The sequence below is a fragment of the Actinophytocola sp. genome (genome assembly GCF_009379765.1).
In the GTDB taxonomy this organism is placed as follows: domain Bacteria; phylum Actinomycetota; class Actinomycetes; order Mycobacteriales; family Pseudonocardiaceae; genus Actinophytocola.
Genome location: NZ_WHTD01000222.1, coordinates 1 through 12,319 on the forward strand (window position 1 = coordinate 1; position 12,319 = coordinate 12,319).

14 protein-coding genes and 2 pseudogenes are annotated in these 12,319 nt (G+C 71.5%); 5 read left to right on the forward strand and 11 right to left on the reverse strand.

The annotated features are described in order from the left end of the window. Positions 1 to 135: 135 nt before the first annotated feature. The 8 genes from GEV28_RS39325 to GEV28_RS39355 form a co-directional block, all read right to left on the reverse strand. A complete protein-coding gene (locus GEV28_RS39325; RefSeq protein ID WP_291418968.1) occupies positions 136 to 1,767 on the reverse strand; it encodes a thiamine pyrophosphate-binding protein in 1,632 nt (543 codons plus the stop codon). Continuing rightward, entirely contained in the window at positions 1,764 to 2,537 is a 774-nt protein-coding gene (locus GEV28_RS39330; RefSeq protein WP_291418970.1) for a cyclase family protein, read from the reverse strand. Before GEV28_RS39330 ends, GEV28_RS39325 begins: the two co-directional genes overlap by 4 nt. Before the next feature lie 75 nt (positions 2,538 to 2,612). After that, a complete protein-coding gene (locus GEV28_RS39335) occupies positions 2,613 to 3,386 on the reverse strand; it encodes an MHYT domain-containing protein (protein WP_291418982.1) in 774 nt (257 codons plus the stop codon). Between the two features lie 56 nt (positions 3,387 to 3,442). After that, complete coding sequence (locus GEV28_RS39340) at positions 3,443 to 4,078, reverse strand: ATP/GTP-binding protein (protein WP_291418972.1); 636 nt, start codon at positions 4,076 to 4,078, stop codon at positions 3,443 to 3,445. Continuing rightward, a complete protein-coding gene (locus GEV28_RS42880) occupies positions 4,059 to 4,262 on the reverse strand; it encodes a DUF742 domain-containing protein (RefSeq protein ID WP_367115280.1) in 204 nt (67 codons plus the stop codon). Before GEV28_RS42880 ends, GEV28_RS39340 begins: the two co-directional genes overlap by 20 nt. A 3-nt stretch (positions 4,263 to 4,265) precedes the next feature. Next, complete coding sequence (locus GEV28_RS42885) at positions 4,266 to 4,427, reverse strand: hypothetical protein (protein WP_367115281.1); 162 nt, start codon at positions 4,425 to 4,427, stop codon at positions 4,266 to 4,268. A gap of 15 nt (positions 4,428 to 4,442) precedes the next feature. Next, positions 4,443 to 4,859 (reverse strand): roadblock/LC7 domain-containing protein, encoded by a 417-nt coding sequence (locus GEV28_RS39350; RefSeq protein ID WP_291418973.1) that lies wholly within the window; start codon positions 4,857 to 4,859, stop codon positions 4,443 to 4,445. Between the two features lie 82 nt (positions 4,860 to 4,941). Next, on the reverse strand, positions 4,942 to 7,353 hold the full coding sequence (locus tag GEV28_RS39355; protein ID WP_291418974.1) for an ATP-binding protein: 2,412 nt from the start codon (positions 7,351 to 7,353) through the stop codon (positions 4,942 to 4,944). A gap of 560 nt (positions 7,354 to 7,913) precedes the next feature. Here GEV28_RS39355 and GEV28_RS39360 point away from each other — a divergent pair. Next, positions 7,914 to 8,915, forward strand: a complete 1,002-nt coding sequence (locus tag GEV28_RS39360; protein WP_291418984.1) for a putative sulfate exporter family transporter — start codon at positions 7,914 to 7,916, stop codon at positions 8,913 to 8,915. A gap of 222 nt (positions 8,916 to 9,137) precedes the next feature. Here the strand turns inward: GEV28_RS39360 and GEV28_RS39365 are convergent. Together GEV28_RS39365 and GEV28_RS42890 are read right to left on the reverse strand one after the other, a co-directional pair. Continuing rightward, positions 9,138 to 9,431 (reverse strand): annotated as a pseudogene (locus GEV28_RS39365) (phosphate acyltransferase); the annotation flags it as partial. 182 nt (positions 9,432 to 9,613) lie between these two features. Then, a pseudogene (locus GEV28_RS42890) lies at positions 9,614 to 9,952 on the reverse strand (AAA family ATPase); the annotation flags it as partial. Here GEV28_RS42890 and GEV28_RS39375 point away from each other — a divergent pair. Next, positions 9,951 to 10,172: an EF-hand domain-containing protein gene (locus GEV28_RS39375; protein WP_291418975.1), complete on the forward strand. Its 222-nt coding sequence runs from the start codon at positions 9,951 to 9,953 to the stop codon at positions 10,170 to 10,172. The pseudogene GEV28_RS42890 and the gene GEV28_RS39375 overlap by 2 nt on opposite strands. An 82-nt stretch (positions 10,173 to 10,254) precedes the next feature. Then, positions 10,255 to 11,043, forward strand: a complete 789-nt coding sequence (locus tag GEV28_RS39380) for a hypothetical protein (RefSeq protein WP_291418976.1) — start codon at positions 10,255 to 10,257, stop codon at positions 11,041 to 11,043. Here GEV28_RS39380 and GEV28_RS39385 read toward each other — a convergent pair. Continuing rightward, positions 11,038 to 11,676, reverse strand: a complete 639-nt coding sequence (locus GEV28_RS39385) for a hypothetical protein (protein WP_291418978.1) — start codon at positions 11,674 to 11,676, stop codon at positions 11,038 to 11,040. The genes GEV28_RS39380 and GEV28_RS39385 overlap by 6 nt on opposite strands. 17 nt (positions 11,677 to 11,693) lie before the next feature. On the opposite strand from GEV28_RS39385, the gene GEV28_RS39390 reads away from it, so the two are divergent. Both GEV28_RS39390 and GEV28_RS42895 read left to right on the forward strand, forming a co-directional pair. Beyond that, complete coding sequence (locus GEV28_RS39390) at positions 11,694 to 11,852, forward strand: hypothetical protein (protein WP_291418980.1); 159 nt, start codon at positions 11,694 to 11,696, stop codon at positions 11,850 to 11,852. A 46-nt stretch (positions 11,853 to 11,898) separates the two neighbouring features. Next, the gene (locus GEV28_RS42895) at positions 11,899 to 12,237 is read left to right on the forward strand and encodes a transposase (protein WP_367115282.1); all 339 of its coding nucleotides are present in this window, start codon (positions 11,899 to 11,901) and stop codon (positions 12,235 to 12,237) included. Positions 12,238 to 12,319: the final 82 nt, after the last annotated feature.

A 12,319-nucleotide genomic window follows, 5' to 3' on the forward strand; every position in this document is an offset into this window, starting at 1 on the left:
GTTTGCCGGGGCCCAGATCGCCCCTGGCCGCGTTGTCGGGAAACCCGAATACGACCCGGTATGAGGGATTCCCTCCGCCTCGCCAGGAACGATCTGGATCCCCGGCAAACGTCAAACAACCTCGAACTCACGACACTAGTGGCCGAACGCCTCGGCCAGCCACCAGGATCCGCCGTCGCTCGTGATCTTCGCGTCCACGACCAGCGGGCGCAGCCGCGGGCCGTCGAGCCAGCCGGCCACCGGGGCGAGGTCGTCGACCGAGCGGACGGTGACCCCGGTGCAGCCGAAGCCGGTGGCGATCGCCGCGATGTCGGTGTCCGGGAACACCACGGTGTCGAGATCCTCGCCCCGGAAGTGGTGCACCTCGGCGCCGTACGCGGCGTCGTTGTAGACCACGACCACCATGGGCAGGCCCAGCCGCGCCACGGTCTCGAGCTCCGCCACGCTCATCAGGAAGCCACCGTCACCGAGCGCGGCGACCGGGAGCCGCTCCGGCCGGGCCAGCGCGGCGCCGACGGCGGTGGCGAGCCCGAGCCCGATCGACTGGAACGCCTGGGTGAAGCAGAACCCGTACTCGTCGGGCACGTCGAGGTACACGCTCGGGTACCCCATGAAGTTGCCCGAGTCGACCGACACGACCCGCTGGTCGGGTAACAGCTCGTCGAGCCGGATGCTCAGCGTGCGCGGGTCGATCCGGTCCACTGTGGACTCGTCCCGGTAGGGCACGTCCCGCCAGCGGACCTCCGTGGCGATACGGGTGCGCAGCCCGTCGTGGCGGTAGCCGGCGCGCGGTGAGCCGAGCGCGGCGAGCACGTCCCGCGCGGTCCGCCCGACGTCGCCGAACACCCCGATGTCGACCGGCCGGTGCGCGCCGAGCGCGGCGGTGTCGAGGTCCACCTGCGCCACCGTCGCGGACGGCCCGATCAGCTTCCCGTGCCGGGTCGTCCACATGTTCAGCGCGCAGCCCCAACTCACGACCAGGTCGGCGTCGCCGACCAGCTCCGCGGCCAGCGGCGAGGCGAACCCGCCGGAGATGCCGAGCGACCACGGGTCCCCTTCGAACAGCCCGTTCGCGACGGCCGAGGTGGCGAGCAGCGCGCCGGCCGCCTCGGCGAGCGCGCGCAGCTCCGGCCCCGCGTGCCGGGCACCGCGCCCGGCCACGAACACGGGGCGCGCCGCCGCGCGGATCGCGGCGGCCAGCTCGGCGACGGACTCCTCGCCTGGCCGGACCGGCGGCGGCGCCGGCGCGATCCTCGCCGGTTGGCCGCTCTCGGCCGGCGCGGCCTGGACGTCCAGCGGCAGGTTGAGCACCACGGTCCGCCGCTCCTGCACCGCCGTCCGGTAGGCGCGCAGGGTGTCGGCGGCCGCGGTCCGGGGCGAGTGCACCCGCTCGGGCACCGCGCCCACCGCCGCGGCGGCCGCGTCCTGGTCGATCCGGAAGTTGGAGCCGACCGCCGAGCCGGGCGTGTCCGCGGCGAGCACGAGCATCGGCGTGCGGCTCTTCGCCGCCTCGGTGATGCCGGTGAGCGCGTTGGTCAGCCCGCAGCCCTGGTGCGTGGTGACGACCGCGACCCGGTCGCTCATCCGGCCGAACGCGTCGGCCATCGTCGCCGCGCCGCACTCGTGGCGGGCGGCGACGAACGGCACGCCGTGCTCGCGCAGCGCGTTGGTCACCGCGAAGTTGCCGCTGCCGACCACCCCGAAGGCCTGCGCGACACCGAGCTCGGCGAGCGTGCGGCCGACCAGTTGGGCGACCGTGTGGGTCACCGCTCGACCAGCGCGTACACCCGCGCCGGGCTGCCCGACCCGCCGACGATCGGCAGCGGCGACACCACGAGCATCGCGCCCGTCGGCGGCAGCGAGGCGAGGTTCTGCAGCTGGGTCAGCCCCATCTTTCCCGCGCCGAGGAAGAAGTGGTGGCACGGGAACGGCGGGTCGAAGCTGTGCGCGGCGCCCGCGTCGGTGCCGACCGTCTCCACGCCGAGGCCGGCGAGGTCGGTGTCCTCGGCGAGCCAGCGCGCGCACTCGGCGGAGATGCCCGGCGAGTGCGGCCCGGTCTCGTCGGCGTTGAGGAACCGCGCCGCGTCGGCCGACCGCTCGTCCCACCCGGTGCGCAGCAGCAGCCAGCCGCCGGCCGGGAGCGGGCCGTTGGCCGCCTCCCAGAACCGGACGTCGTCGATCTGCAGCAGGTGGTCCGGGTCCGTCGCGGCCCGGTCGGACACGTCCACCACGGCCGCGGGCGCCACCAGCCCACGCAGCGGCAGCTGAGACACGTCCGGACCGTCCTTTCCGGACGACCAGTGCGTCGGCGCGTCGACGTGCGTGCCGGTGTGCTCGCCGGTGTGGATGTTGTTCCAGTACCAGTTCGGGCCGGCGTCGTCGTAGCGGCTGATCTGCTCGAGCTGGAAGTGGATCGTGTTCGAGAACGGCTCGGGGAGCTGCAGGATCGGGGTATCGCTGGACAGCGGCGCGGTGAGGTCGACGATCTCGACCCTGCTCGTCGCGATCGCGTCGAGCAGGTCCTGCAGCAGCGGCATGGGGGTTCTCCTCGGTGAGTCCGGCGACGCGGTCGAGCGTATCGCCGACGGGCCCGCTCGTCGGCTACGCGACGATCACGAACGGGCGGTCGCGACCGGCTCCTTGTCCTCGTCGCCGGCGGGCCCGGGTGGGGGCGGCGCCGCCGCCGGGGTGGGGGAGGCCATCAGGACCGCGCTGATCGGGATCGCCAGAGCCAGGCCGGCGAGGACGAACACCGGGAACAGGAAGCTGAACACGTCCACCCCGGCCGGGTCGGGCGCGGCGGCGTCGAGCTGGACCCGGACCGCACCCATGCCCGTGTAGTGCATGCCGGTGACCGCGATGCCCATCACCACACCGGCGAGGATCCGCAGCGCGAAGTGGTCGACCGAGGCGGTGAACCACAGGGCCACGGTCGCGGCCACCACCGCGATCACGATCGACAGGGCCACGAGGCCGGTGTTGTAGGTGATGCCGCCCTTGACGTTCACCGCCCACATGCCGGTGTAGTGCATGAGGTTCACCGCGAGCCCGGTGATCAGCCCGGCGCCCACCAGCCGCAGCCGGGCGAACCTCGTGCCGACGCCGAACACGACGAGCCCGACGAACACCGCGGAGACCGACAGGACCGCGGACAGCCACGTGCGGAAGATGTCGTACCGCACGGGCATGCCCGGCGTGGTGAAGCCCAGCATGGCCAGGAAGTGCATGAGCCAGATGCCGACCCCGCCGATGGACACGGCGGCGAGCACCTGCCAGGCGAGCCGGGTGCGACCGGAGGCGTGACGTGCCTGCAAGGTGCACGCCAGCCCGATGGTGCATCCGACCACCGAGATGAAGTATGCGAAGAACAGCAACCAGCTGCCCATGTCGAAGTGGTGGACATGGTCGACGGCAAGAGCCACGACAGGGTTCCTCTCGAAGGTCAGCGCGCACCCCGAGCGCGGACCGGGCGCCGCGTCAGGGCGGCGACCGGCGGTTGAGCGTCCAAACGGGACAATGCGTGTTCGCTCGCCGCGATGAGTACGCCTTTGGTCGACTCACGGGAGCGGGCGTCGCATGGCATGATCGCGACGTCGCCGGGCAGCGCGAGCGCTTCCCGAACCTGGTCGGTGGTGAACCGGTGCGCGCCGTCGAACTGGTTGATCGCCACCAGGAACGGAAGGCCACGCGCCTCGAAGTAGTCGATGGACGCGAACCCGTCGGCCAGTCGACGGGTGTCGACCAGTACGACGGCCGCGATCGCGCCCTGGACGATGTCGTCCCACATGAACCAGAAACGATGCTGTCCTGGCGTGCCGAACACGTAGAGGATGAGGTCCTCGGCCAGGGTGATCCGGCCGAAGTCCATCGCCACGGTCGTGGATATCTTGCCGGAGTTGACGTTCACCTCGTCGATGCCCACGCCGGCGGAGGTCATCAGCGCCTCGGTACGCAGCGGCACGATCTCCGACATCGCCCCCACGAACGTGGTCTTGCCGGCCCCGAAGCCGCCCGCCACAACGATCTTCGCCGACGTGATCCGCTCATGCGGCGGCCGGCTACTTCGCGCGAAGTCCACTGAGCACCCTCTCGATCAGCTCGCGCCGCTCGTCGGCCCCGGCGTCGTCGGCGAGCGTGGCCTCCACGACCACCAGGCCGTGGTTCAGCAGGTCAGCCACGAGCACCCGCGCCACGCCGAGCGGCACCGACAGGTGTGCCGCGATCTCGGCGACCGAGCGCGGCTGGAAGCACAGCTGCGTCACCGTCTACAGTGCACTCGCCCGTCGCTCGGGCAGCGTCTGCCCCTCCGGCGTGGTGCGCACCCGCGCCTCGACGGCCAGGGTGACGCTCGGCTCGGTTCGGCCCTCGGTCCACGAGTACGGCCGGGCCAATGCTGGTTTCTTGGCCGGCGGTCCGGCTTCCGTCACGTCTCCCCCTCACGCTCAGCGCCCGTCGTCGGCCCCACGAACCGGCGTGTCGACCATCCGCCCGACCCGGTCCACGAGCAGCGTCATCTCGTAGCCGACCAGCCCGATGTCACACCCCGACGCGGCCAGCACCGCCAGGTGCGAGCCGTCGCCGACGCTCATCAGCAGCAGGAACCCGCCCTCCATCTCGATCACCGACTGGACGACCCGCCCCGCCGTGAACAGCTGCGCGGCACCGACGGTGAGGCTCGTGAGCCCGGCGGTCAGTGCGGACAGCTGGTCGGCCCGGTCCCTCGGCAGACCGTCGCTCGCGGCCACCAGCAGACCGTCGGCGGAGACCAGCACGGCGTGCGTGACTCCGGGCACCTCCTGGGTGAACGCGGAGACCAACCAGCCGAGCGTCGGCTCGGTCGTGGTGCTCTCGGTTGTCATGATCCCTCCCTCGGATCGAACCCGGCGGCTCCCTACCACCCGCCGGGTCTTCCCTCTACGCGGCGCCCCCGCGGCGCCGCGGTCAGTTCTGCCGCTCCGGTGCGGCCGTGGACTCGGATTCCTGCCTGGTGCGTCGCGCGGCCTGCATGCCGCTGTAGTGCCGGGAAAGGTTGCTGCGGATGGACTCCGGGTCGCGGTGCAACCCGGTGCTCTGCCTGGCGACCGGCTGCTGGGTGGTGGGCTGCTGGGTGGTGAGCTTGGCCGGCGCCGTGTTCCCGCCGGGCATGCGCAGGGGCAGCCCGGCCGTGGTCGTCCGGATCGTCTGCTCACCGACCGAACTGTCCACTTGGGGCGCCGGCTTCGGCGCGGACCTCGGTGCCGAAGCCGGCGCGCCCTTGGGTGCCGTGCCGGCCGGCGCGGAGGCCGGCACGGTGGTCGGTGGGATGGTCGGTGGGATCCGGGTGAGCCAGCCGGTGTCGTTCGGCGCACTCGGGAGCGGCGCGGGACCCTCCACCTCGACCACCGGGGTGAACCAGCCGATGGCGCTTCCGTTGGTGGCCACGGGGATCGGCGGCACGACGACGGTGGTGACGGAGGCCGTCGCGTAGGTGCGTACGACACGCTCGTCGTCGGTGCTCTCGTCCACGGATGCCACGGTGGCCACGGCCGCCGGATTCTGCGGTGCCTCGACCGGGGACTCCGGCACGCCGTCGGCGAGCACGAACGTGCTGGGGACGTGCACGCTCGCGGTGATGCCCGCCTGGGACGAGGAGTCGTAGGTGGGCCGAAGCCGCACCGTCACGCCGTGCCGCGCGGCGAGCTGGCTGACCACGAACAGGCCCATCCGCCGGGTGGTCTCCGGGTCGACCTCGTCGGTGGTGGCGAGCCGGCGGTTGGCCGTCCCGATGTCGTCCGCGGCCATGCCGAGCCCGGCGTCGACCACCTCGAAGAGCAGGCCGCCGTCGGCGCCGCGGTCCGCGGTGAGCACCACCTTGCGGTCCGGGGGAGAGAACCGGGTCGCGTTCTCCAGCAGCTCGGCCAGGATGTGCACGATGTCCGCCGCCGCGGACGACCGGACCGACCCGTTGGGCGCGTGCCCGAGGCTGACCCGGCGGTAGTCCTTGACCTCCGAGGTCGCCGCGCGCAGCAGCTCGACCACGGTGACCGGCTGGTTACCCCGCCGCGGGGGTGTGCCGCCGGCGAGCACCTGGAGGTTCTCGCCGTTGCGGCGCAGGCGGGTGGCCAGGTGGTCGAGCCGGAAGAGCCCGTCGAGACGCTTGGGGTCCTGCTCGTCGGTCTCGAGCTCCTCGATGACACCCAGCTGCAGCTCGACCAGCGACTGGCTGCGCCGGGACAGCGTCATGAACATCTCGCTGACCTGGTGACGCAGCTCGGCCTGCTCGCCGGCGAGCTTGACGGCCTGGGTGTGCATGTCGTCGAAGGCGCGGGCGAGTTGGCCGATCTCCTCGTTGGTGTGCACCGGGACCGGCTCGATCGACCGGTAGTCGATGTGCTCTCCCGCGCGTACCTTCTCGACGGTCCTCGGCAGCTGGTCGTGCGCGGCGGCGAGCGCGGCGACGCGAAGCCTGCGCACCGGCACGAGCAGTGAGCGGGCCACGAGGAGCGCGATCGCGAGTGCCGCGAGAAGCGCGCCGAGCACGAACGAGGAGTCGCGCAGGGCGCTGGCGCGGGCGTTGTTCGCGCTCGTGGACACGATGCCGGCGAGCTCGGCGAACTTGTCCTCGGTCATCGAGCGCAGCGCGGAGGACTCGTCCTGCAGGTCGGGCAGCAGGTTCGCGAGCTCGGCGGTGCGGTTCGCGCCGATGGAGGCCTGCAGCGCGTCGCGCCGGGCGGGCCCGGACGCGGTCGCCTCGGAGAACCGGGGCAGGTCCGCGGCCGGCATGTCGAGCGCGAGCCGGTCGCCGAGCACCGACTCCTCGGCGGCGTTGTGCTGTGCCGCGGTGGCCACGTCGCTGGTGACCGGCGCACCGCCGGCCGACTGGATCAACGCCTCCTCGGTGCTCACCGCCGCCCGGAGCAGCAGCAGAGACAGCAGTGTCTCGGCGCGGTCGTCGAGTTCGGGGTCGGCGGCCGCGGCGACCACGTGCGGCAGCAGCTCGCCCAGCCCGCGGATGACCTCGCGGTAGCCGAACGCCTCGGTGACCGGGTCGGTAGCGGGGTCCGCGGCTTGCTGGCGGGCCACCCGGAGCTGGTCGAGCGCGTCGTCGAGCTTGCGGCTGATCCCGGCCGGGAGGTGGGCGAAGTCGGCGGCCTTCTGGACCTCGGTGGCCTGCTTGTCGACAGCGGCCTTCCGCTCGTCGAGGTCGAGTCCGGGCGCGACCATCTCCAGCGCGACCAGGTCCCCGAGCGTGACCGACTCGTCGAGCACCGTCAGCTGGTCGCGGACCGTGCTCAGCGCGTTGGCGTCGTCGAGTTGCTGCTGGACCCGGACGCCACCGAGCACGAGGGCGATCGCGGCGGGCACGACGAGCACGACGGCCACCTTTGTGCGAAGACCCCAACTGTCGACACGCCATCTCGCGGGAGGCACGGCTGGCTCCGGCACCGTATGTCCAATCTGACCGTCGGCTGACTCGACCAGTACTGCCGGTCCCCCCGGGTTTGTGGTCTGGCGGTTGCCAGGGTCGCGGGAATGAACGCACTGGCGAAACGCGATGCAATCCGAATGTCTCGATAATGTCAAGCCAATCGGACCGGTGCGCCGCGATGATCCTCAACAGGGGACTTTGGACCCTGCCGCGTCTACTCCATTCGCAGTAGTCAAGGCCTGTCACCGCCTGTGTACGGGCCGTTCCGCGCTGGCAGCAAGCGCAAGGAGACGAGAACGACCGGTCTCCCAAATAATTCCTTGCCAACGGTGAATCGAATTCCTACGGATGGTTCGGCGTACCGAATTGTATGCATGTCGGGGTATGCCGAATCGTGACCGGAAATGGTGATCGTCTGGCGAGCGGGAGGCCATAGCCGTGGGCTATGACGACCCAGTCGATCGCCGGCTACCCGCGGCTGGTGCGCGGGCACATGCTCGGGGGCATGACGACCACTTCCGGGCGAATGCTGCACGCGGCTGGGCCCGCGCTGGTCATCACCGCCGTCGCGGTCGCCACCTCGTACCTCACGAACCTGGTCGTGCCCGTGGTGAGCGCGCTGACGGCGGCCGTCGTCCTCGGCGTTCTCGCCGGCTCGACGCCGATGCTCTCCGGCGGGAACCGGGCGGTCATCGCGCGGCTGACCAGGAAGATGCTGCGGGCGGGCGTGGTGTTGCTGGGGCTGCAGCTGGCCCTGCCCGCGGTGCTGGGCCTCGGCCCGGGGGTGCTCGTGGCGGTGGTGCTCACCATCGGGACCACCTTCGTCGGCACCGTCGCACTCGGCCGGCTGGTCGGCGTGCCGCGCGGACTGGCAGTGCTGGTGGCCACCGGGTTCTCGATCTGTGGCGCGTCGGCCATTGCGGCCATGGAGGACGTGGTCGACCGCGAGGACTCCGACGTGGCGACAGCGATCGCGCTGGTCACGTGCTACGGCGGGCTCGCGATCGCGGTCGTCCCGCTCGTCGGTGGCTGGCTCGGCCTCGCGGGGCCGCGGCTGGGCGGCTGGGCGGGTCTGGCGGTAGCTGAGGTGGCTCAGGTCGTGGCGGCCGCGACGCCGGCCGGTGCGGCCGCGATCGCGGTGGCGGTGGTGGTGAAGCTGAGCCGCGTGGTGCTGCTCGCGCCGATGGTGGCGCTGGTCAGCGTGCACGAGCGGCGGCGGACGCGGAAGGCCGCCGACTCGCCGAAGCAGACCCCGCTCGTCCCGCTGTTCGTGCTCGGTTTCCTGGCGATGGTTGCCGTGCGAAGTGTCGACATCCTGCCGGAGCCGGTTCTGGACGTGGCGAAGGTCTGCTGCACCCTGCTGCTGGCGGGCGCGTTGTTCGGGCTCGGCTGCGCGGTGCGGATCGGGCCCCTGGTGCGCACCGGCGGCCGCGCCCTGCTGCTGGGCCTGCTGTCGACCCTCCTGATCGGGACGACGTCGTTCGTCGCCCTGGCCGTCCTGGGCTGACGGTCCGAAGGGCCGGCTCCCGAACCGTTCGTCCCGCCGAGCCGCCGAGGTTCGGCAAAAGCCGCGAGTCCAACGGTCCGGACCCGCGAGTCCAACGTTCAGGACCTGCGAGTTCAACGTTCAGGACCCACTGTCCAACGTTCGGAGTGTTGGACTCGCGGGTCGCCAGCGTTGGACTCGCGGCCTTGCCGGTGGCCGCCTGTTCGTCCGAAGTAGACCCGCCTACCGGGGCACCGCCTGGACCGCGGAGAGCAGGGCCATCACCTCGATGTCGCGCTGGCCGCAGCCACGCGACAGGTCGTTCAGCGGCGCCGTCAGGCCCTGCAGGATCGGGCCGAGGGCGATCGCGCCGCCGAGCCGTTCGGCGATCTTGTAGCCGATGTTGCCCGCCTCCAGGTTGGGGAACACCAGCACGTTCGCTCGCCCGGCCACCCGCGAGCCCGGGGCCTTCGCCGCCGCGATGGAGGCGACCAGGGCGGCGTCGAGCTGTAGCTCACCGTCCACATGCAACTCCGGGGCGTGCTCGCCCCGGGCGGCCTCGCGCGCGGCGATCGCCTCGGGGCGAGGACGACCAGCAGGAGCGGGCGGTTGCGGATCAGCTCGGTCATCCGCGGGAGGTGCTGGCCGAGGATCACGTCCTGGGTGACCACGGTGAAGCCCGCGTCGAAGTAGGCGTCGGTGGTCGTCGCGGTCAGCCGGTAGCGGAGCTCCAGCTGCCGGAAGGCCTCGTCGGTGGGCTCGGCGGTCATGTCGGCACGGCCGTTGATCACCATGCGCCGGAAGACGTCGCCACGCACGTGTACCGACCGGGGCAGCCGCTCGGCCAGCAGTTGGGCCACTGTGGACTTGCCGGCGGCCTGGATGCCGGTGACGAGGACGATCGCGCGGTCGTTCATCGGCCCGGGAGCATATCGGGGACCTACCGGGGCCTGGTCCGTCCCGGCTTCCGGACCCGTCGCCCCGGCGCCGCGACCGTCGGTGGCCCGCCCTATGCTTCTGGCCGCCGTGACGGCTGTCCCGAGGAGGCGTGTGACCATGTCGACGAACGAGGAACTGACCCGGACGTTCAGCGAACTGGACGTGAACGACGACGGCCAGATCACGATGACCGAGTTCCTCACGGCGATGACCGCCCGCGGCGAGAAGATCACCGCCGCGGAGGTCGAGTCCATCTTCCAGGACGCCGACAGTGACAAGGACGGCCGGATCTCCCTGCCCGAGTTCACCGAGGCCTGGCGCCGCGCCGACCGCCCGTGAGGTTCACCGGTTCCCGTTCGGCGGGCTGAACCGGGCCGGATCGGGTATCCCTGACTCCAGGACGGAAGAAGGGTGACGTCACGTGGCTGATCCGATCACCGACGAGCGCGCCGCGGCGGTACTGCGGCTGTTCGTCCGGAGCTGCGGTCCCATGCTGGCCAGGCTGCGCGACGACGGCGAGGACGGTGGCGAGCCGGTGGACCTCGAGGTCGGCGCGGACGACCACGAGGTCGACCGCGGGTTGCTCGACAAGCTCAGGAGCCAGGTTCACAAGGTCCGGTGGCCGGGCTCGGACAGCTGGACTCGGCTCACCGTCGAGGAGCGGTCGGACTGGTGGGTGAACCGGGTCGGCCGGCTGACGTCACTCGCCGCGTCGGTCACCGGGCTCGCCGGAGCGCTCGGCGACCGGCTGCCGCTGCAGGACATGCTCGGCTCGGCCGGGCAGGGCCTGCTGCTGTGCGCGATCGCGTCCGAGCACGGCATCGACGACCGCGGCACGCGGGTCCGGCTGCTGGCGTCGGTGCTGTTCGGGCGGGACATCGACCCGGTGGTCGCGGCGGGCAAGGGCGACGACGCCGCCGACGAGGCCGTGCTCGTCGAGCTCACCGACGAGCAGCCGGCCGATGCGGTGCCGGCGAAGGGCAAGCGGTTCGGCGTCAAGGTGGCGGCGAAGTGGCTGTGGCGGCAGGGCCGGCTGCTGATGGCGATCTCCGGCGAGCTGGAGAAGCGCCCGCACGGCCGGTTCTACCACCAGGCGCTTGGCATGCTGCCAGTCGTCGGGATGGCCGGTGACTACCTCGGCGAGCGGTCCGCGCTCAAGCGGGCCGCCAAGGCCGCGGACAAATGGATCCACAAGAACGTCCAGCTATGACACCCGCACCGCGATCTCGTCTCCGAGCTCGTGGCCCGCGGACAGCTCGAGGTCGTCGCCGCTCCAGAACCGGCCGGGGTCGTACCAGTTCGGCCGCTTGGTGGCGGGCAGCAGGCCCATGGCCTGGTAGGTGATCGCGACAACCTCGGCGCAGTAGGCCGTCTCGAGCGTGGCCTCGGCCTTCACGTCACGCCGTCTCAGGTTCGGGACGCGCCCGTGGAGCCAGCGGCTGAGAAGCTTGGCGGTGGAGGGGAACGGCGTGCCGTCCAGGCGTGCGACGGTCTTGAGGAGGGCGTCCTCCATGTCCCGGGTGATCGCCGGCTCGAGCTGGCGCCACCAGGCGCGCTGCTTGTACCGGCCGGTCCACTGGACGACCGCGTCGCGCAGGTCGTGCAGCTGCACGCCGCGGTGGTGGGCGCCGGTCCACATGTCCGGCAGTGCCTTGCCGAGCTCGGCGTGCCACATGAGCGGCGGCATGTCCTCGATGACCACGGACATGCCGACGTGGTTGATGGGGCTGTTGGTGGTGATCCGGATCGTCCGGTCGGCGACGGTACTCCCGCGGAAGAGCCAGACGTCGCCGGTGCGCGTCAGGTTGACGGCCTCGTCGAGCCCGAGCTGCGTGTCGGCCATCGCTGTAGCGTAGGCCCATGCGCTGGTGGAAGATCGTTGGCTTGGCGGGTCTGGCCGGGGTGGCCGCGACCGGGGCGGTGATCGCCCGCTCGGAGCGGCGCCGCCGCGCCTACACCCCGGAGGAGATCAGGGACCGCCTGCACACCCGCCTCACTGAAGCGTCCAAACAGGACTAGGGCGTGTCCGCCGGAAGATCGACCAGGGGTTTGATCGAGTGGTGTTGTGGCGCGTGGTGACTTGTCGGATGCGGAGCGGGCGATCTTGGGGCCGTTGCTGCCGGCGGTGAAGGACGGTCGGGATGGCCGGCGGGGTGGTCGTCGTCGGGTGGTCGTCGGGATTCCGTGGCGGATGCGCACGGGTGCGCCGTGGCGGGATCTGCCGGAGCGGTATGGGCCCTGGAAGACCTGGGCTGAGCCTGGAGGAATCGCGGGCAGTCCACCAAGTAGTTGGTGGCAACCTCGCCACACACTGGCAGAGCGGCATCGTCGAAACCAGGGTCGGGCTAGGTGGTTGGTGTCGAACGGGGTCTTGGGGCGGGTGATCTGGGTGGTGCTGTGGTGAGTTGGCCGTCGCCTTGATCAGGTGGTGGTCATGGTCCGTCCGCTTGCCGTGCGGGCGATCCCGAGCATGCCCAGGCGTGCGA

What these genes read in the sequence shown, in the direction of transcription:
- GEV28_RS39335 (WP_291418982.1), bottom strand. Translation starts at nt 3,386, where the DNA reads ATGGGCAGCTGGTTGCTGTTCTTCGCATACTTCATCTCGGTGGTCGGA.
- GEV28_RS39330 (WP_291418970.1), bottom strand. Translation starts at nt 2,537, where the DNA reads ATGCCGCTGCTGCAGGACCTGCTCGACGCGATCGCGACGAGCAGGGTC.
- GEV28_RS39360 (WP_291418984.1), top strand. Translation starts at nt 7,914, where the DNA reads ATGACGACCACTTCCGGGCGAATGCTGCACGCGGCTGGGCCCGCGCTG.
- GEV28_RS39375 (WP_291418975.1), top strand. Translation starts at nt 9,951, where the DNA reads ATGTCGACGAACGAGGAACTGACCCGGACGTTCAGCGAACTGGACGTG.
- GEV28_RS39385 (WP_291418978.1), bottom strand. Translation starts at nt 11,676, where the DNA reads ATGGCCGACACGCAGCTCGGGCTCGACGAGGCCGTCAACCTGACGCGC.
- GEV28_RS39350 (WP_291418973.1), bottom strand. Translation starts at nt 4,859, where the DNA reads ATGACAACCGAGAGCACCACGACCGAGCCGACGCTCGGCTGGTTGGTC.
- GEV28_RS39390 (WP_291418980.1), top strand. Translation starts at nt 11,694, where the DNA reads ATGCGCTGGTGGAAGATCGTTGGCTTGGCGGGTCTGGCCGGGGTGGCC.